Annotated in this window: 16 protein-coding genes; 1 reads left to right on the top strand and 15 read right to left on the bottom strand. The window is 70.8% G+C overall.

The genetic code is table 11. From position 1 onward, the window contains the following. Positions 1–406: 406 nt before the first annotated feature. Positions 407–745, bottom strand: a complete 339-nt coding sequence (locus B5D66_RS19140; protein ID WP_078763166.1) for a histone-like nucleoid-structuring protein Lsr2 — start codon at positions 743–745, stop codon at positions 407–409. Between the two features lie 220 nt (positions 746–965). Beyond that, on the bottom strand, positions 966–1,241 hold the full coding sequence (locus tag B5D66_RS19135) for a hypothetical protein (RefSeq protein ID WP_078763165.1): 276 nt from the start codon (positions 1,239–1,241) through the stop codon (positions 966–968). A gap of 571 nt (positions 1,242–1,812) precedes the next feature. Between B5D66_RS19135 and B5D66_RS19130 the strand changes: the two genes are divergently transcribed. Next, complete coding sequence (locus tag B5D66_RS19130) at positions 1,813–5,082, top strand: UvrD-helicase domain-containing protein (protein WP_078763164.1); 3,270 nt, start codon at positions 1,813–1,815, stop codon at positions 5,080–5,082. Positions 5,083–5,106: 24 nt separating this feature from the next. Here B5D66_RS19130 and B5D66_RS19125 read toward each other — a convergent pair whose 3' ends face one another. The 13 genes from B5D66_RS19125 to folB form a co-directional block, all read right to left on the bottom strand. Continuing rightward, entirely contained in the window at positions 5,107–5,637 is a 531-nt protein-coding gene (locus B5D66_RS19125; protein WP_078763163.1) for an amino-acid N-acetyltransferase, read from the bottom strand. A gap of 68 nt (positions 5,638–5,705) precedes the next feature. Next, positions 5,706–6,020: a LuxR C-terminal-related transcriptional regulator gene (locus B5D66_RS19120; RefSeq protein ID WP_078763162.1), complete on the bottom strand. Its 315-nt coding sequence runs from the start codon at positions 6,018–6,020 to the stop codon at positions 5,706–5,708. A gap of 649 nt (positions 6,021–6,669) precedes the next feature. Next, positions 6,670–8,166 carry a bifunctional lysylphosphatidylglycerol synthetase/lysine--tRNA ligase LysX gene (gene lysX / locus B5D66_RS19115; RefSeq protein WP_078763161.1) on the bottom strand — a complete coding sequence of 499 codons (1,497 nt, stop codon included), beginning with the start codon at positions 8,164–8,166 and terminating at the stop codon, positions 6,670–6,672. A gap of 76 nt (positions 8,167–8,242) precedes the next feature. Next, on the bottom strand, positions 8,243–9,025 hold the full coding sequence (locus tag B5D66_RS19110; protein WP_078763160.1) for a type III pantothenate kinase: 783 nt from the start codon (positions 9,023–9,025) through the stop codon (positions 8,243–8,245). 29 nt (positions 9,026–9,054) lie between these two features. Beyond that, positions 9,055–11,619 carry an L-aspartate oxidase gene (locus B5D66_RS19105; protein WP_078763159.1) on the bottom strand — a complete coding sequence of 855 codons (2,565 nt, stop codon included), beginning with the start codon at positions 11,617–11,619 and terminating at the stop codon, positions 9,055–9,057. 34 nt (positions 11,620–11,653) lie between these two features. After that, positions 11,654–12,526, bottom strand: a complete 873-nt coding sequence (panC, locus tag B5D66_RS19100) for a pantoate--beta-alanine ligase (protein WP_078763158.1) — start codon at positions 12,524–12,526, stop codon at positions 11,654–11,656. A 32-nt stretch (positions 12,527–12,558) separates the two neighbouring features. Beyond that, positions 12,559–13,452 carry a Rossmann-like and DUF2520 domain-containing protein gene (locus B5D66_RS19095; RefSeq protein ID WP_078763157.1) on the bottom strand — a complete coding sequence of 298 codons (894 nt, stop codon included), beginning with the start codon at positions 13,450–13,452 and terminating at the stop codon, positions 12,559–12,561. Between the two features lie 167 nt (positions 13,453–13,619). After that, the gene (locus B5D66_RS19090; RefSeq protein ID WP_078763156.1) at positions 13,620–13,874 is read right to left on the bottom strand and encodes a chaplin; all 255 of its coding nucleotides are present in this window, start codon (positions 13,872–13,874) and stop codon (positions 13,620–13,622) included. A gap of 273 nt (positions 13,875–14,147) precedes the next feature. After that, positions 14,148–15,425: a PH domain-containing protein gene (locus B5D66_RS19085; RefSeq protein WP_327308966.1), complete on the bottom strand. Its 1,278-nt coding sequence runs from the start codon at positions 15,423–15,425 to the stop codon at positions 14,148–14,150. A gap of 882 nt (positions 15,426–16,307) precedes the next feature. Then, entirely contained in the window at positions 16,308–16,883 is a 576-nt protein-coding gene (locus B5D66_RS19080) for a PH domain-containing protein (RefSeq protein ID WP_394330072.1), read from the bottom strand. A gap of 94 nt (positions 16,884–16,977) precedes the next feature. Continuing rightward, positions 16,978–17,481 carry a DUF3180 domain-containing protein gene (locus B5D66_RS19075; protein WP_078763154.1) on the bottom strand — a complete coding sequence of 168 codons (504 nt, stop codon included), beginning with the start codon at positions 17,479–17,481 and terminating at the stop codon, positions 16,978–16,980. Then, positions 17,482–18,003 (bottom strand): 2-amino-4-hydroxy-6-hydroxymethyldihydropteridine diphosphokinase, encoded by a 522-nt coding sequence (gene folK, locus B5D66_RS19070; protein WP_078763153.1) that lies wholly within the window; start codon positions 18,001–18,003, stop codon positions 17,482–17,484. Beyond that, positions 18,000–18,377 (bottom strand): dihydroneopterin aldolase, encoded by a 378-nt coding sequence (gene folB, locus B5D66_RS19065; RefSeq protein ID WP_078763152.1) that lies wholly within the window; start codon positions 18,375–18,377, stop codon positions 18,000–18,002. Before folB ends, folK begins: the two co-directional genes overlap by 4 nt. Between the last annotated feature and the right edge of the window lies 1 nt (position 18,378).

The raw sequence follows: 18,378 nt of genomic DNA, 5'->3' as shown, positions 1-18,378 counted from the left end.
ACGGAAGTTCCGACCCTCACTTTTCCGCATATCGGCCCTTCAAGGAGAAAGTCCCCCTGGAGGGCGCTCCCGCACCCGTCTCCACCGCGCCACCGGTTTTGCCGGCGCCCCGGCGAGCACATCCCACACGTCCCGTCCACACACGGGCCGTGCAAGAGACTTTCCCCGACGATAGGGCGTTCACCCTCATCCAACTACCAATCGGGCCTTCGATGTTCCAAGTACGCCGCAAGCGAACGGCCCGCGGCCCCCGAACAGGTGGGGACGCACGGGCCGTGATGGGCGTTCGTGCCGGAATTTGCTCTCAGCGAACAAGTCCCGTCGGTGATCGAGAACCGATTACCGGGTGCGCGGCAGACCGCATTCGCGCCGGGTCGGGCGCGGCAGGAAGACGAGCCTAGCGCTCCTAGCGCTGCTGGGCGGCGTCGTACTCGGCGACGATCGAGGCCGGGATGCGGCCACGCTCGTTGACCTGCTTGCCCGCAGCCTTGGCCCACGCCCGGATCTCGGCGCTGCGCTCACGGCTGGGGGCGTTGCGCTGCTGGCGACGGCTGCTCCGACCGCTCTTCGCCGGCGCCTTGCGGGCAGCCTCGACGAACGGAGCGAGCGCGTCGCGCAGCTTGGCCGCGTTCTTGCCGCTGAGGTCGATCTCATAGGACGAGCCGTCGACGGCGAAGGAGACGGTCTCCTCCGCCTCGCCGCCGTCGAGGTCGTCGACGAGAAGTACCTGAACCTTTTGCGCCATGGATACAGACCTTTCAGCAGAGCAGTGCGATGAGCACTTGAATATAAAGCTATACCGGATAGAACGGGAAAGACAATTCTCGGCGCGGCGAAAGTCGCCATCCCGCTATGCCGGTCCGGTGCCGTCTCTCGGTTTTTCGGCCCCAAGGCTCGATACGGCCCCGGCCTGACGGCCGGGACCGATAACGCTGGGGACGCGCCCCATTCCCTAACGTTGCCAGTTAGCGATCGGTCGAGCCACGCTCCGCACCGGTGACTTCCGGCGTGGAGTCCTGCCCGTCCTTTGCCCCGCCTTCGGCGGTAACGGCATCGGTATCCACCGGCGCCACCGAATCGGCGGCCGCGGGCTCGGTACTCGACGCGGTGCCGGGAGAACCGACGAGCCGCCCATCCGACGTTCTTGGCGCCATCTCCTTACGGAGCAGCCGATAGATGAACGTGCAGAAGACCGTCGCGACAACAGCAGGGGGGAGCAGCGCCGACAATACGTCCCACATCGAACGCAGGCCCCTTCCTTGTTGTGACTTTATGCAGTAATTACCCGTCTGGGGGTACTGGCCAGCTTACGCGCGCGTCAAGCCGGTCTCTCCCGCCCCCCACTAACACGCCCTCGACATCATAGACACCATGTGATCCGGTTCCGTCCACCGAGGGCGCCGGATCCCCTTTACCCCTCCCGGGTTAACCCACTCCCCCTTAGCGGACCGGTATGTCCCACTTGCCGGAAGCCCTTAAAGACAAGGGATCCGCGAAGACCGGCGGACGATAATGAGGGACCGGGCCCCTCTCGGCGAAGAGAAACCTTCCTCCGTGAAGACAGAGGGATCCAGCAATATCGAACTGGATCACCCAGGCCCGCGCCATGTGCGGGATGAACCAGAACCCGGCCGGTTCTTGGGCACTTTGCACAGAGCGCCCCTCGGGACCGGCTCTCGCCTGCCCCTCATTGGCGGTCGTGCCAGGCCGGTCATGGGATCGTGGCATCGTAGCGGGAAGGAACGGGCATCCACGCGAGGATCGCGTATGCGCCCGCGAGTCCGACATCGAGGGCATTGGGAGGGCCTGATCGTGGAGTTCCACGCAGATCTACATATTCACTCCAAGTACTCGCGGGCTTGCAGTAAGGATTGCGACCTTGAACACCTCGCCTGGTGGGCCGCCCGCAAGGGCATTGACGTGGTCGGTACGGGTGATTTCACTCACCCTGCCTGGCGCGAGGAGCTGCACACCAAACTCGTCCCGGCCGAGCCGGGCCTGTTCCGGCTGAAGCCCGAAATCGAGCGACAGATCGCCCGAACCCTCCCTCCCGCCAGTAGCCGCCTCCCTCGCTTCATGCTGTCGGTGGAGATCTCGACCATCTACAAGCGGGACGAGCGCACCCGCAAGGTCCACCATTTGCTCTACGCCCCGAGCATGACGGCTGCCGAGGCGATCACGGCCGATTTGGCGAAGATCGGCAATCTCGCTTCCGACGGACGCCCCATCCTCGGCCTCGATTCACGCGATCTGCTGGAGATCACGCTTTCCAGCGACCCTGGCTCCTATCTGGTGCCCGCCCACGTGTGGACCCCGTGGTTCGCGGCGCTGGGATCCAAATCGGGTTTCGACGCGATCGCCGACTGTTACGTGGATCTGGCCGAGCACGTCTTCGCCGTGGAGACCGGACTTTCCAGCGACCCGGCGATGAACTGGATGGTGTCTTCTCTCGACTCCTACACCCTCGTGAGCAATTCCGACGCGCATTCACCCCCGATGCTGGCTCGCGAGGCGACCCGCTTCGACACCGACCTGGACTACTACGCCATCCGAAGGTCGCTGGAAACCGGCGAGGGCTTCCGGGGAACGGTCGAGTTCTTTCCGGAAGAGGGCAAGTACCACCTCGACGGGCATCGCAAGTGCGGCATTCGGTTCGAACCGGAACTCACCCGTGAGCACGGAGGCCGCTGTCCCGTGTGCGGCCGGCCGTTGACCGTGGGCGTTTTCCACCGTGTCCACGAACTCGCCGACCGCCCCGTGGGATATCAGGTTCCGGGCGCCGCGGGATTCACCAACCTGGTCCCCCTGCCCGAGATCGTCAGCGAGATCGTCGGCGTCGGTCCGAAGAGCAAGCGGGTGCTCGGCGAGGTGGCCCGGCTCGTGGGTGAGATCGGCCCCGAGCTGAGCATCCTGCAATCCGTTCCCCTGGACGAGGTGACCCGGGTCGGCGGCGAACTGCTGGGCGAGGCGATCGGCCGGTTGCGGCGCGGCGAGGTCATCCGGGACGCCGGTTACGACGGCGAGTACGGCGTCATCCGGATGTTCCGGCCCGAGGAGCTGACCGCTTCGGCGAACGCCCCCGCCCTGTTCGAGGAGCACGAGATCGTCCCCAAGGAGGCACGGCGCGCCGGTGACGCGAAGAAGGGGAGGACGCGGCCGCGCCCCACCACCCGGCGCGACGGCCCCGGGGCGGCGCGTGCCGACGCTCCCCTCTCCGACACCACGGCCGACCTGTTCTCCGAGCCGTGGCCCTCCGGCAAGGACGACGCGGACCCGCTCGCCCACGACGGGACCGACGAGGGGGAGCCCGCGCTCTTTCCCGCGGAAGGCGACGAGCCCCCCTTGCGTTCCTCGAACCTGCTCACCGGCCTCGATCCGGAGCAGCGCGCGGCCGCCGGAAGCCCTCCCGGTCCCCTGCTCATCATCGCGGGGCCCGGCACCGGCAAGACCCGCACCCTCACGCACCGGATCGCCCATCTGGTCACCGAGGGCGCTTTGGCGGCCGAACAGTGCCTGGCGATCACCTTCACCCGGAGATCCGCGGAGGAGCTGCGCGAGCGGTTGACGGACCTGGTGGGAGCGCGGGCGCGGTCGATGACCGTGACGACCTTCCACGGCCTGGGCGCGCTCATCCTGCGCGAGCAGTACGAGCGCGTCGGCCTGTCCGCCCGTTTCCAGGTCGCCGACGACGCCCGGAGGCTGGAGGTCGCCACCGAGGTGACCGGCTCCCCGGCCTCGGCCCGTCGCCTCCTGGAGGCCCGTGACGAGGCGACGGCGCGAGGAGCCACCGCGGCGGCCGACGAGGGCGAGGCGGGCGCCTACGAGCGGCGGCTCCGCGAACAGGACCTCGTGGACTTCACCGACCTGCTCGCCCTGCCGGTCCGCCTGCTCGAGGCGGACAACGGGCTCGTCGAGCGCTACCGGCGCCGCTGGCGGTGGATCGGCGTGGACGAGTACCAGGACGTCGACGCCGCGCAGTACAGGCTGCTGCGCCTGCTCACCGCCCCTGACGGGGACATCACCGCGATCGGCGATCCCGACCAGGCCATCTATGGGTTCCGTGGCGCCGACGTGGGTTTCTTCCTGCGTTTCACCGAGGACTTCCCGGCCGCGCGGACCGTCCGCCTCTCACGCAACTACCGGTCCAACGCGACGATCGTGGACGCCGCCGTGCAGGCGATCGCGCCGGCCTCCCTGGTGCCGGGCCGCGAGCTGCGGGCCGTCGGGGACTTCTCCGATCCGCCGCGGATCGGGATCCACGTCGCCGCGGACGAACGCGCCGAGGCGTCGTTCGTCGCGCGGGCGATCGACCGCCTGCTGGGCGGCACCTCCCTGCACTCGCTGGACAGCGGGCGCGTGGGGGAGGACGGGGAGGAGGGGCTGTCCTTCGGTGACTTCTGCGTGCTCTACCGCACCGACGCCCAGAGCGAGGCGCTCGCCGCCGCGTTCGACAACGCCGGGGTGCCGTTCCAGAAGCGTTCCCACGACCGGTTGACGGCGCGTCCGGCGGTGCGCATGGTCGCCGGAGAGCTGGCGCGGGTCGCCGGTGCGGGTGTCGAGGAGCGCGTGCGCAACGCGGTCGCCGCACTGTGCGATCGGCACCACGGTGACACGGGTCTGACCACGTCCGTCCGCACCGCGGGGGAGCTCCTGGCGCCCCTGGCCCGGCGATGCGGCGACGACCTGGAGGGCTTCCTCGCGGAGTTGTCCCTGGGCGCCGAGGTCGACGCCCTGGATCCGCGCGCCGACCGGGTGTCGCTGCTGACCCTGCACGCGGCCAAGGGACTGGAGTACCCCGTGGTCTTCCTCGTCGGCTGCGAGGAGGGGCTGTTGCCCTTGCGCTTCCCCGGGGCGGAGCGTGACGACGACGCGGAGGAACGCCGGCTGTTCTTCGTGGGCCTCACGCGGGCCAGACGGCGCCTCTACCTTTCCCGGGCCCGCCGGCGGACCCGCCGGGGGTCTCGTGTCGAGAACGCCGCGTCCTCGTTCCTGGAGGCGATTCCGTCCCGGCTGACGATGCCGGTGGACGAGGAGACCGCGACCCGGCGACGGCCGAAGGACCGCCAGCTCCGTCTGTTGTGACGAGGGGGCTTGTCCCGTGTCGGGTCAGGCCCCCTCGTCCAGGGACAACAGCATGCGCGTGTTGCCCAGCGTGTTCGGTTTGACCCGCTCCAGGTCCAGGAACTCGGCGACCCCCTCGTCGTAGGAGCGCAGAAGCTCCTCGTAGACGCGCGGGGAGACCGGTGTGCCCTGGATCGGCCGGAACCCGTGCCGGCCGAAGAACCGGGTCTCGAAGGTCAGGCAGAAGACCCTGCGCACCCCCAGCTCGCGGGCCGTGCTCAGGAGTTCGGCGACGATCCGGTGGCCCACTCCGTGTCCTTGGGCCACCGGGTCCACCGCGACCGTGCGTACCTCGGCGAGGTCCTCCCACAGAACGTGGAGGGCACCACAGCCGACAACGGTGCGCTGGGCACCGTTGTCGGCCTCGGCCACCCGGAATTCCTGGATGTCCTCGTAGAGGTTGACCGTGCTCTTGGACAGGACGCGCCCCTCCCCACTGAACTCGTCGACGAGACGACGGATGTGGATGACGTCGCTGGTCCGCGCACGGCGGATGGTCACGTGTTCGACGGACATGATCGGCCCAGATTACCGGCCGGTCCCCCTATGGCCGGCCGGTCCTGGGACGATCAGGCCCGGGCTGCTCAGATGAGTTGGCGACGAGCCGCCCACACGACGGCCTCGATCGGCGTGTTGACCCCTAGACGGTCGCAGATCGAGCGCAGACGGCGCCGCAGGGTGCGAGCGCTCAGTTCGAGCCGGCGGGCGGCGACGTCGGTGGTGACTCCGGTGGCGATCTCGGCCAAGAGCTGGATCTCGTCCTCGCTCAGTCCCGGAAGCTGACTCCCGGCCGGGGTGATACCGGGCTCGCGCGGCGCGGGCGGGGTGACGATCCCCTCCCGAAGCTGCGAGACGCTCGGCTCCTTGGCGACGTGACGTACGAGTGTGGCCTGTTCCACTCCGTCCTCCCTCATCCGTGGTGAGTGCGGAACAACAACTCGTCGCCGCAGGGACCCCGGACAAGCCGAGGCCGAGACCTCCCGACGGACACGCTCGACAACCGGCCCGCGTCCACAGCCCGCCACCGGCACTCTCGTTTCCCTGGCACAGAAACGGGTGCGCCGGCGCGGCGAGGACCCGGGGAGCCGATCACGACGACCTGGGACGGACAGGTCGTGCGCGGGCGCGCCCGGCAAGGGATGCTGGAAACCGCCGAAGCCGATGTCAGCCATCCCTGCTCACCGTCTATTGGATCCGCTACGACAGACACGCGGAATTCTCCGCTCGCTTCGAAACGCTAAGCGGATGAGCAGCGAGCGTCAAGGTCCTTTTGGTTACACAGGGCGACTAAACGGTTCTTCCGGGTCACGGCAGGTCATCGAGAGAACCTACGACACGCGGGCTGACCTGCGAAAATATTCTTCGTCCCAACAGCGGTAAACAGTGCGCCGGGGATTCAAAGAGTATTCTCAAAGTGACTGTCGGGACAGACCCATTGGCCAGCGGTTTCCATATTGGCCGCCGCTGGCCAGCGACAAAACGTGGCCAGGACCACAGCGGGTAATGGACGGGGGCGGCCGCGCCGGCACGCGACCGCCCCCCGGAAGGTCAGTTCGGCTTCACGAGCGGGAACAGAACCGTTTCCCTGATGTTCTTGCCCGTGAACGCCATCAGCAGACGGTCGATCCCCATCCCGACACCGCCCGAGGGAGGCATCGCGTACTCCAGCGCGCGCAGGAAGTCCTCGTCGAGCTGCATCGCCTCGGGGTCGCCCCCCGCCGCCAGCAGGGACTGCTCGGTGAGACGGCGGCGCTGCTCCACCGGGTCGACCAGCTCGGAGTAGCCGGTGCCCATCTCCATACCGAACCCGATCAGGTCCCACTTCTCCGTGAGGAGCGGATCCTCGCGGTGCTGGCGGGTCAGCGGGCTGGTCTCCAACGGGTAGTCGCGGACGAAGGTCGGCTGGATCAGGGTGTGCTCGACGAGCTCCTCGAACAGGTGCTCGACCAGCTTGCCCGGACCCCAGGCCGGGTTCCACTCGATCTCCCGGGCGTCGGCCAGCTTGCGCAGGGACTCGACGGGGGTGCGCGGCGTGACCTCCTCGCCCAGCGCCTCGGAGACCGCCCCATAAAGCGTCACCGACGGCCACTCGCCGCCGAGGTCGATCTCCTGGTCGCCACGGCGCACCACGGTGCTGCCGAACGCGCCGACCGCGGCCTCCTGGATGAGCTCGCGCGTGACGTCGGCCATCACGTTGTAGTCGGCGTAGGCCTGGTAGAACTCCAGCATCGTGAACTCGGGGTTGTGCGTGGAGTCGGCGCCCTCGTTGCGGAAGTTCCGGTTGATCTCGAAGACCCGCTCGACACCGCCCACCACCAGGCGCTTGAGGTACAGCTCCGGGGCGATGCGCAGGTAGAGGTCGAGGTCGTAGGCGTTGATGTGGGTGGTGAACGGCCGCGCCGTCGCCCCGCCGTGCACCTGCTGGAGCATCGGGGTCTCGACCTCGACGTAGCCGCGACCGTGCAGCCCCTCGCGCAGCGCGCGGATGGCGTCGGCGCGACGGCGCACCATGTCGCGCGCCTCGGGGTTGACGATCAGGTCGACATAGCGCTGCCGGACCCGGGCCTCGGGGTCGGTGAGCCCCTTGTGCTTCTCCGGCAGCGGACGCAGGCACTTGGCCGTGAGCCGCCAGGAGTCGACCATGACCGACAGCTCGCCACGCTTGGACGTGATGACCTCGCCCTCGACACCGACGTGGTCGCCCAGGTCGATGTCGCTCTTCCAGGCGGCCAGGGAGTCGGCTCCGAGCTTGTCCAGCGCCAGCATGATCTGGATGTCACCGGAACCGTCGCGGATGGTGGCGAAGCAGAGCTTGCCCCCGGTGCGGTACAGCATGACCCGGCCGGCGATCCCGACGCGCTCCCCCGTGACCGTGTCCGGCCCGAGCCCGCCGTGTTTCTCACGGATCGCGGCGATGGAGGTGGTGCGGGGGTAGGAGACCGGATAGGGGTCCACCCCGTTCTCCCGCAGGCGGTCCAGCTTCTCGCGGCGGACCCGCATCTGCTCGGGCAGGTCGTCGTAGGAATCGTCCAGCACGTCACTCACAGGGACGATCCTATCCGCCCTACCACGTGCCCCGGTGTCCTTCAGCGCCCCGGTCCGCTCCCACGGGACGGCGGGTTCAGCCCACGTTGCGCTCGTAGACCAGGCGCAGGCCGATCAGGGTCAGCCAGGGCTCGTGCACGTCCACCGTCTCGCACTCGTCCACGACGAGCGGGGCGAGCCCGCCCGTGGCCACGACGGTCACGGAGTCGGCGTCGTCGGCGAGCTCCTGCGCCATACGGTCGACGATGCCGTCCACCTGCCCGGCGAACCCGTAGACGATCCCGGACCGCAGCGCCTCGGTCGTGTTCTTCGCGATGACCGCGCGCGGTTTCACGATCTCGACCATGTGCAGTTGCGCGCCGCGGCGCGACAGCGCCTCGACCGAGATGTCGATGCCCGGCGCGATCGCCCCGCCGACGTACTCGCCCTTCTCGCTGACCGCGTCGAAGGTGGTCGCGGTGCCGAAGTCCACGACCAGGCATGGACCCCCGTAGGAGTGCGCCGCCGCCAGAGCGTTGACGATCCGGTCGCTTCCCACCTCCCGGGGGCTGTCCATGCGGATGGGGACCCCGGTCTTGACCCCCGGCTCGACGATGACCGCCTGCACGTCGCCGAAGTGCCGGCGGAACATCTCCCGCATCTCGTGCTGGACCGAGGGGACCGTGCAGCACATGGCGATCCCGTCGACGTCGGTGCGCTCCACCAGCGTGGCCGCGCCGATGAGGCCCTGGAGGACCACCGCCCACTCGTCGGCCGTACGGCGCGGCTCGGTCGCGACGCGCCACTGCTCCATCAGTTCCTCGCCGTCGAACAGCCCGAGCACCGTGTGGGAGTTCCCGACGTCGATCGCCAACAGCATCGTTTCCCCATCCCCCGTCCGTCGTTGGGTCAGGGCGTTTCCCTGAGATCCAGCGCGATGTCCAGTGCCGGACTGGAATGGGTCAGCGCGCCAACCGCAAGATAGTCCACCCCGGTCGCCGCGACATCGGCCGCGACGTCGAGGGTGAGCCCACCGCTGGACTCCAGCCGGGCCCGGCCGGCGACCAGCGCGACGGCCTCGCGCAGCGCCTCGACGGTGAAGTTGTCGAGCAGGATCTCCTCGGCCCCCGCCTTCAGCGCCGGCTCGATCTGGTCGAGACGGTCCACCTCGACCTCCAGCGGGACATTGGGGAAGGCCGTCCGGACGGCCCTGACCGCTTCGGCGACCCCACCGGCCGCGACAACGTGATTGTCCTTGATCAGCGCGGCGTCGGCCAGTCCGTAGCGATGGTTGGTGCCCCCGCCGCAGCGCACCGCGTACTTCTCCAGGACGCGCAGGCCCGGCAGGGTCTTGCGGCTGTCACGGATCCGCGCCCCGGTGCCGGCCACCGCGTCCACCCAGGAGCGGGTCGCGGTGGCGACGCCGGACAGGTGGGTGAGGAGGTTGAGCGCGGTCCGCTCGGCGGTGAGCAGGTCACGGGTGCGCGCGCTGACCGTCATGAGGACGTCGCCCCGGGCCACCGGGTCGCCGTCGGCGGCACGGCGTTCGATCTCGACGATCCCCTCGCTGACCATATGGAATACCAGCTCGGCCAGTGGGAGCCCGGCGACCACGCCGTTGGCGCGCGCGACCACGTCGGCGGTGCTGATCTGGGCGGCGGGGATGGTGGCGGCCGTGGTGACGTCCACCGACCCCGGCGCGGGCAGGTCCTCGGTCAGTGCGCCGGCCACGAGCCGAACGAGACCGGCGGCGCCCCCGCCACCGGGCATGACAGAGGTGAGGGCGTCGAGCTCGGCGGTCAGCCCCGCGGGGAGGGGCGCGCCCGCGTCCCGGTGCGCGGCGGCCCCGCCGCCCAGCCGGATCCGGACGTTGCGGCGGTCGCGGGAGGACCCCGCGCCCCCGTCCGCCTCCGCGAGGTGACGGGCGCGGTACAGCGCGGCCTCGGTCAGCACGGTGGCCACGGTGAGCAGGTTGGTGGCCTCCCAGGCCGCGATCCCCGGTTCCGCGGTGGTGTTGCGCGGGTCGACGGCGAACGCGCGGAGCTCGGCCAGCGCCTGTTCCAGGCCGCGCGCGTCCCGGACGACGCCGACGTGGCGGGACATGACGGCGCGGATCGCCGGAACGAGAGCGGGTTCCACCAGGCCGGCCCGGCGTGACGGCGCTCCCGTCGCCCCCTCCACCGTGCCTCCCGTCGTCGCGGCGATGTGGCCGGCGACCCGTCGGGCGAACACGACGCTTTCCAGCAGGGAGTTGGACGCGAGCCGGTTCGCCCCGTGCACCCCCGTGCAGGCGACCTCGCCCACGGCGTAGAGCCCGGCCACGCTCGTCCGGCCGTCCAGGTCCGTGCGCAACCCGCCCGAGGCGTAGTGGGCGGCTGGGGCGACCGGGATCAGCTCGGTCACCGGGTCGATACCGTGCTCGCGGCACGACGCCAGGATCGTGGGGAAGCGGCGCTCCCACTTGTCGGCGCCGAAGTGCCGGGCGTCGAGGAAGACGTGGTCGGCGCCGGTACGCGCCATCGCCTCGGCGATGCCGCGGGCGACGACGTCCCGTGGGGCCAGGTCCGCGAGCTCGTGACGCCCCCGCATGAATCTGCGGCCCTCGGCGTCCACGAGGAACGCGCCCTCACCGCGCACGGCCTCGGAGATCAGCGGCTGCTGACCGCGGGCCTCGGCGCCGAGCCACAGCACGGTGGGGTGGAACTGGACGAACTCCAGGTCCTGAACCTCGGCTCCGGCGCGCAGTCCCAGGGCCACCCCGTCGCCGGTGGAGACCGCGGGGTTGGTGGTGGCGGCGAAGACCTGGCCGATGCCCCCGGTGGCGAGGACGACGGCGGCGGAGCGGACGGCGCCCACGCCGTCGCGCTCTCCCTCGCCCATGACGTGGACGGTGACGCCGCGGACCGCGGTGCCCGCCTCGCCGTCCTCCTCGAGGATCAGCTCGGGCACGAAGGCGTGCTCGATCACCTCGATGCGCGGTTGGGCCTGTACGGCGTCGATCAGCGCCCGTTCGATCTCCGCCCCGGTCGCGTCGCCTCCCGCGTGGGCGATCCGGTCGGCCCGGTGGCCGCCCTCCCGGGTCAACGCCAGTTCACCGGCCGAGGTCCGGTCGAACGCGGTGCCGACGCCGATGAGCCACCTCAGCGCGTCGGGGCCTTCGGTGACGAGGGCGCGGACCGCCGCGGCCGAGCACAGCTCACGGCCGGCCACGACGGTGTCGACCATGTGCGCCAGCGGGGCGTCGGAGGGGTCGACCACCGCCGCGATCCCGCCCTGGGCCCAGCGGGTGGAGCCGTTGGACAGCACGTCCTTGGTGACGAGCACGACCCGTCCCGTGGGGTGCGCGCCGACGTAGCGCAGCGCGGTGCTCAGGCCGGCGATGCCCGAACCGACGATCACCAGGTCGGTCTCGATGGCCCATCCGGGCTCTGGCGCGCGGAGCCGGGACGGTAGTGCAGTGTCGGGCGTGTTCACCGATTGCTCCCAAATCTGGGCGATATGAGGCGAATTACAGCGTCAGCGGCACGTTATCAATGAGCCTCGTCTCGCCCACCCACGCGGCCACCGCGAGCACGGCCGACCCCCGGTGACCTGGCCGGACATCGGTGAACGTCGCGGGATCGACCAGGGCCAGATAATCGACGAGCACCGGCGGGACCGCTCCCGCAGCCGCGTCGAGCACCTTGCGCGCAGCGGCGAGGATCGCCTCGGGTCCCCCCGACGAGGCGTCCGCCCCGGCCAGCAGCGCCCGGGACAGCGCAAGGGCGCTGTCCCGCTCCGCCGCCGAGAGGTAGACGTTGCGGCTGGAGGTGGCCAGCCCGTCGCCGTCGCGCACGGTCGGCGCGGCCACCACGGTCACCGGCAGGCACAGGTCACGCACCATCCGGCGCACGACCGCGACCTGCTGGGCGTCCTTCTGTCCGAAGACCGCGACATCCGGGCGGACCAGGTTGAACAGTTTGGCGACGACCGTCAGGACCCCCTCGAAGAAGCCGGGACGGAACTCCCCCTCCAGCACCCGGCCCATCTTCCCGGCGTCGACCGTCACGATCTGCTCGCCGGGATACATCACCTCGACCCCCGGCGCGAACACCACGTCCACCCCCTCCTCGGCGCACACCCGGAGATCGGCGTCGAGGGTGCGGGGGTAGCGGTCGTAGTCCTCGTTGGGGCCGAACTGGAGCGGGTTGACGAAGATGCTGACCACGACGGTGTCGGCGTGGCCGCGAGCGGCCGACATGAGGCTGCGGTGTCCCTGGTGCAGCGCCCCCATCGTCGGTACCAGCGCCACACGTCCCATCGAGGCGCGCAGACGGGCCAGTTCCTCGGGGGTGCGGACCACGGTGGGGGCCTTCGGCGTGGAGGGCGTCGTTTCGGTCATGCTCTGGCCTCCGGTCGTTCAGGGTGGGAGATCTATGTCTGGAGGACGTCCAGCAGCCGTTCGGCGTCCTGCGGTTTGAGCAGGCCCGCGGCGAGCGCGCGATCCGCGGTGAGCCGGGCGAGCGCCACGTAGGCCGCCGCGCTCTCGGGCGAGTGGGCGCGCAGCTCGGCGATGTGCTCCGCCACCGTCCCCGCGTCACCTCGCACGACCGGGCCGCTGAGCCCGCCGACCCCCAGCCGCAGCGCGTTGTCCAGGGCGGCGCCGAGGAGGGGACCCAGCATCCGGGCGGGCTGGTCCACGCCCGCCTCCCCCAGCAGGGCCGCGCTCTCGGCGACGAGCGTGACGAGGTGGTTGGCCCCACCGGCGAGCGCCGCGTGGTACAGCGCGCGCCGTTCCTCGGCGATCCACACCGGTTCGGCGCCCATCTCGACGACGAGCGCCTCGGCGATGGGCCGGAGCGGCTCCGGGGCGGTCACCCCGAAGGAACAGTTCGCCAACCGGTCGATGTCCTCGGGCCGCCCGGTGAAGGTCATCACGGGGTGCAGCGCGAGCGGTAGCGCGCCCGCCTCGGTGAGGGGGGCCAGCACTCCGTAGCCGTACCGGCCGCTGGCGTGCGCGACGAGCTTGCCCTCGACCCGCGTACCGGTCCCGACCAACCCACGGGCGAGCGGGTCGAGCACGTCATCGGGCACGGTGAGCAGTACCAGATCCGCCGCCGACACCACGTCGGCGGGTTCGCACACCCTGGCACCGGGCAGCCGCTCGGCGGCCCGATCGCGGGAGGCGTCGGAGACCGCGGAGACCGCGACGACCTCGTGGCCGGCGCGGCGGAGGGCGGCCCCCAGGACCGACCCGACCCTGCCCGCGCCGATGACGCCGATGGCCAGGCGGGCGGGCCGCTGTCGTGTCTCTTCCGTCGGATCCATGTTCCTCGTTCCAGTCCACTCGGGGTACCGGACGTCGTGGCCACAGCCTACTGCCGGGGCTGATCAGCGTGGACGTCGGGTTGGACCGGAGGGAAACGAGAACGGCGCCGGCCCATGATGGGCCGACGCCGGCTGTCCTCGTCCTCGTCGGTGGAGGAGACGGTGGACTAGTCCTTGTCGATGTCCTTCTCGACCACGACCGCGCCGGACTCCTCGCACTCGGCGCTGGAGTTGCCCAGGACCGCGACGGAGACGCCGCAAACGTTCACCGGGATGTTGGCGTCGACGACGAGCTGGTTGCCGCTGAGGACACCACCCGCACCAGAGGTCTCGACCTCGTCGGCGGAGGCGGGGGCAGCGGCGAAGAGCACGCCCGCGGCGGCAGCGGCGATGGCACCGGCGGCGAAGGTCTTCTTCAGCACAGCAATCTCCTCATCAGGCCGGAACGGGGGCTCCGGCCGATTCGTTGACAGTAAGCGTCACTTCGAACACGTTGCGTGTTCGTTGACCATCTAGCCATATCCGGGAGACTCGCGGGACCCTTTTCAAGAATTCGATCACTTTGTGCGACCAAGTCCACGCCCAGAGTGACCGGACATGTCCATACTTGCCGCATGAATTTCCTCGAAGGATCCTCATATGGTGATGGACATCACAAGCGGATGACTCGATCCGGGAGCGGTGGCGCGCCGTCCCTATCCGAAAAGGTCCCCACGCGTGGCCCACCTTTCGGGCCCCGCCGTGGTGGAGCGAGCGGTGTGGGCCCTCCGGGCCACCCCGTCGATCACCCGCCGGGCCTCGGCGACGTCGCGTCCGGTCGCCCGGGCGCGCACCGGCCCCGGCGGGGTGTCGGCCTCGACCGTGGCGGTGCCCCGCAGGCGCTCCACGGGCCCCACGGTCATCCGCAGCACCTGGGTCCTGGCGTGCGGAACGACGTCGATGACCCGGCACAGCAGTCCGCTACGGGTGACGAAGACACGGTCGTCCACGCCCAGAGCCGCCCCGGGCAGCCCACCCGGCTTCGCCGGGTGCAGCACCGCCCCGGCCAGGTCCGTCCCCGGAAACACCTCGTTCACCAGGGCGAACGCCAGACGCCGGGGAACAACGGGCAGCAACGTCGAGGAGTCCATCTGCCGCTCCCCCACATAACCGGCCACGTTCGCCTCGACCCGGACCACGCCCAGCGAGCGCCACAGCAGCGGTTCGACGATGCGCACGGCCTGGACCCGCCCCGGCGGGACCGTCTGCATCCGCGCCTGGAAGACCCCGTAGCGCAGCCGCAGACCATCGGGCGACAACGAGGCGTAGAAGTCCGTGTAGCGCAACAGCGGACCGAGGAAGCCGCGCATCAACCCCAGCAGCAGGGGGACCGCTCCCCCGAGCACCCCCAGCTCGCCGAACGCCAGCCCGGTCACGAGCAGGAGCAGGAGCAGCACGAACGCCCCCAGCACCGGGAGGCGGAACGCCAACGCGCCGAGGAGCAGCCCGAAGGGCAGTTTGTAGAACGGCCACTCCGGCGCCTCGGGCGTCCGGCCGGACAACCCGGCGGCGTGGGCGAGCAGGACCGCCCGCAGCCGCTCTGCGGTACCGCGGCCGAGGTAGCGCAGCCTGATCTCGCTGCTGTCGCCTCCCGCGAGCTCCACGCGCAGCTCTGCCAGCCCCATGACCTGCATCAGGAGCGGGCGCACCACGTCGACCGCCTGGAGTCTGCTCAGCGGGATCTCGCGGGACAGCCGCCTGAACACCCCGGTGTGGACGACCAGATGGTCGTCTCGCAGTCCGAAGGTGACGTTCCACCAGGCCGCGAGCGCGTAGGCCGCGGCACCGAAGGCCACCGTCAGCGAGAGCATCAGCACGGGCCCCCAGCCGAACTCGACCAGCACCACCCCGGGCACGGCGAGGAAGACCAGGACGAAGACGAGCGCCTGGAACGGGATCGTCGCCCAGTGCAACCGATGCGTTCCCGTCGTCACGTCGGGTTCGGGGGCCGGCCGCGCGGCAGGGTGTGGGACGGGCGTCCCCGGTGGGTGCGGGGGCGGCAGTCCCGGCCCGGTCGGGGGCAGGAAGCGCACCGGTCCGGCCGGTGCGGGAGGTGGCAGGTGCCCTTGCGGCACGTGCCCCCCGGGCATCGGCGTCACGGGCGGAGGACCCGGCGGGTGCGGGGGCGGCACCGCGGGCCAGGGGCCCCTCGGCGGCACGAATCCGGTCGGCGGGCCGGAGGGCGGGGGCGCGGGCGCGAAGCGCGGACGTCCCCGTGGCGGGTCGGACGGCGCGCGGGAGGGACCCTCGTCCTCGCCCGACCCCCGGGTCATGGGGCCGGCCGCGGGCGTCCCCCACAGGGGAGTGGTGCCGCGTCCGGGTCCCTTCCCGGGGCTCCCCTCCCACGGGTGGGCTCCGTCCGGGAGCGGACCGGCGTTCCGATCGGGTGTCCCCCTCAGCGGGGCGGACGCCGGCCGGTCGGACGGCCCGTCGCGGCCCGGTCCGAACGGTTCCGCGGAGCCCGATGCCTCGGGGCCGGCCATCGTGTGCGGGGTGCGCCGCGCCGCGCGGCGCAGGTCCCCGAAGGTCCAACGCGCGATCGGCGGGGATTGGGGATCCTCAAGGGGAACCGCGTCGTTCGGCGCGGTCACCTCGCGCAGCCCGGAGCCGGATTCCCCGCGTGGGGCGGGATGCGGTTCCGGCGGGCCGGAAGCCTCGCGGGCGGCGGAACGGCGCCATCCGAACCATCCCCCGCTGTTGGAGGGGGAGCGCTGCCCCGGCGCGGTGTCCTCGGCCCGGCGGAGCCCCCTCCGGCCACGGAGATGGCCGGAGTCGGGTCCCTCCGGGGAGGAGGTCTCGTCAGGTCCGTTCACGTGTCACAACCCCGTGGAGAACGTCTCGCTGCGCGCCGCCAACCGGTCGCGCAGTTGCGCGGCGGCCTCCAGGCGCAGTCCCGGGACACGCGCGTCGGTCGTGGTGGCCGCGGTGCGCACTCGCACCGTGGCGATCCCCAGCGCCTGTTCCAGCAGGTTCGCGGTGACGTCGACGACCTGCATCCGTCCGTAGGGGATCACGATGAGCTGACGGACGAGGACACCGTGGGTCAGGTGGAAATCGGTCGGTCCCTCCGCGTACCCCCAGGAGGCGTGGACCCGCGGCGCGGTCACCCAGCCCAGCGCGCCGGCGGCCAGGACGAGCGCGACCAGCGGCACGGACCATCCCCATCCCGCCCACAGGCCCGCGCACAGGCCCACGACGGCGGCGGAGGGGATCGTGGCCGCGAGGATGAGCAGCCGCCGGTACCAGGTCAGGACGGGATCGACCCGGTTCCAGGTCGTTCCCCGTGGAGGGGCGAACGCCGTCTCCATGGGGGAGGGCACGTCCGGACCGGCGGGCATCCCGGTGGACCCGCCGGTGGCCTCGGAGGGCGGCTGCGATGCGGAGATCTCCACCATTCCAGTCAATCATCCTGAAGGCGATAGAGCGTGCGACACCACCGAAAACGGCGGGAAAGCATAGAAATCAATCCCGTTGTCGGCTCTCGTGTCACGCCCCGCGGGGCCGATCGGATTCGTCCCCGCCCCCCGGGACCCGGCAGGCGTACTCCAGGAACAACGCGGCCCCCATGAGCGCCCCACCGGCCAACGCCGTTCCCGCGGCCGTGATCGCGTCCGTCCGGGGCGAGGGGATGTCGAGCATGTCCGTCAGGGCCAGCGCGACACCGCCGAAGACGCCCACCACGAGCGCCCCGAACAACGCGCTGGCCTTGGCCAGGGCCACCAACCGGGCCGCGCTGAGCGGTTCGACCGGTTCGGTCCCGGGGACCCGGCGGATGCGCCGGCGCGTCTGGACCCCGGTGACCAGCTCCCCGATGGCGAGCAACGACAACGTGGGGATGGCGGTCCAGGGCAACAGGGGCAGGGAGCCGTAGGCGAACTCGACGACCAGGTAGGCGACCACCCCGCCGACGAGGGCGATCCCCACGAGCAGCCGCCAGGAGGTCGGGCGCATGTTCCCCCGCCGCGGGGGGAGGTAGTCGTCCTCGCGCATCTAGGCCGACACCCTGAGCACGAGATCGTCCCGCCGGCTCAGCTCCTGGTCGCCGACCCCCGCGAGCAGGTCGCGAACGGCTCCCCGTCCGGGCAGGACCGCATCAGGGGCCACGTCGAACCAGGGGCGCAGCACGAACGCGCGCTCATGGGCCCGGGGGTGGGGCAGCTGGAGTCGGGGATCGTCGCTGGTGAGGTCGCCGTAGGTGATGATGTCGACGTCGAGCGTGCGGGGACCCCAGCGCACGTCCCGCACCCGCTCGAACGCCTCTTCGGCGCCCTGCGTCCGCTCCAACAGGAGCTCGGGGCCGAACACCGTGTCGGCGACGACGACGGCGTTGAGGTAGGGCCCCTGGTCGGGGCCGCCCACGGGAGCGGTCTCATAAACCGGGGAGACCGCGACGAGGGTGAGCCCCGGAGGCTCGAACAGCGCGTCGACCGCCCCCTGGAGCATCGCCATGCGATCGCCGAGGTTGCTGCCCAGCGCCAGAACGGTCCTGACCGTCCTGTCCGGTCCTGTCATTGACGCCTCCGATGGATGGTGACGGCCACGTCGTCGAACTGGTGGGGGATGGGCGCCTGGGGCTTGTGCAGCGTGACCTCCACCTCGTGGACCCCCGGCCGCGCCAGGCACGTGTCGGCGAGCCGTTGGGCCAGCGTCTCGATGAGGTTCACCGGTTCCCCCTCGATCACCTCGACCAGGGCCGTGGCGAGCAGACCGTAATGGACGGTACGGGACAGGTCGTCGGTGCGCGCCGCGGCGCGGCTGTCGACCCCCAGGACCACGTCGACGACGAACTCCTGCCCCTCGCGGCGCTCGTGCTCGAACACTCCGTGAAAGCCCCGGGCGCGCAGACCCCGCAGTGAGATCCGGTCGAGCGGTGTCTCCTGCCCCACG

It is taken from the genome of Marinactinospora thermotolerans DSM 45154 (assembly GCF_900167435.1).
Lineage (GTDB): Bacteria > Actinomycetota > Actinomycetes > Streptosporangiales > Streptosporangiaceae > Marinactinospora > Marinactinospora thermotolerans.
Note: the sequence above shows the minus strand (reverse complement) of the source record. Positions and strands in the feature narration are given on the sequence as shown.

What these genes read in the sequence shown, in the direction of transcription:
- B5D66_RS19140 (WP_078763166.1), bottom strand. Translation starts at nt 745, where the DNA reads ATGGCGCAAAAGGTTCAGGTACTTCTCGTCGACGACCTCGACGGCGGC.
- B5D66_RS19135 (WP_078763165.1), bottom strand. Translation starts at nt 1,241, where the DNA reads ATGTGGGACGTATTGTCGGCGCTGCTCCCCCCTGCTGTTGTCGCGACG.
- B5D66_RS19125 (WP_078763163.1), bottom strand. Translation starts at nt 5,637, where the DNA reads ATGTCCGTCGAACACGTGACCATCCGCCGTGCGCGGACCAGCGACGTC.
- B5D66_RS19110 (WP_078763160.1), bottom strand. Translation starts at nt 9,025, where the DNA reads ATGCTGTTGGCGATCGACGTCGGGAACTCCCACACGGTGCTCGGGCTG.
- panC (WP_078763158.1), bottom strand. Translation starts at nt 12,526, where the DNA reads ATGACCGAAACGACGCCCTCCACGCCGAAGGCCCCCACCGTGGTCCGC.
- B5D66_RS19095 (WP_078763157.1), bottom strand. Translation starts at nt 13,452, where the DNA reads ATGGATCCGACGGAAGAGACACGACAGCGGCCCGCCCGCCTGGCCATC.
- B5D66_RS19075 (WP_078763154.1), bottom strand. Translation starts at nt 17,481, where the DNA reads ATGCGCGAGGACGACTACCTCCCCCCGCGGCGGGGGAACATGCGCCCG.
- folK (WP_078763153.1), bottom strand. Translation starts at nt 18,003, where the DNA reads ATGACAGGACCGGACAGGACGGTCAGGACCGTTCTGGCGCTGGGCAGC.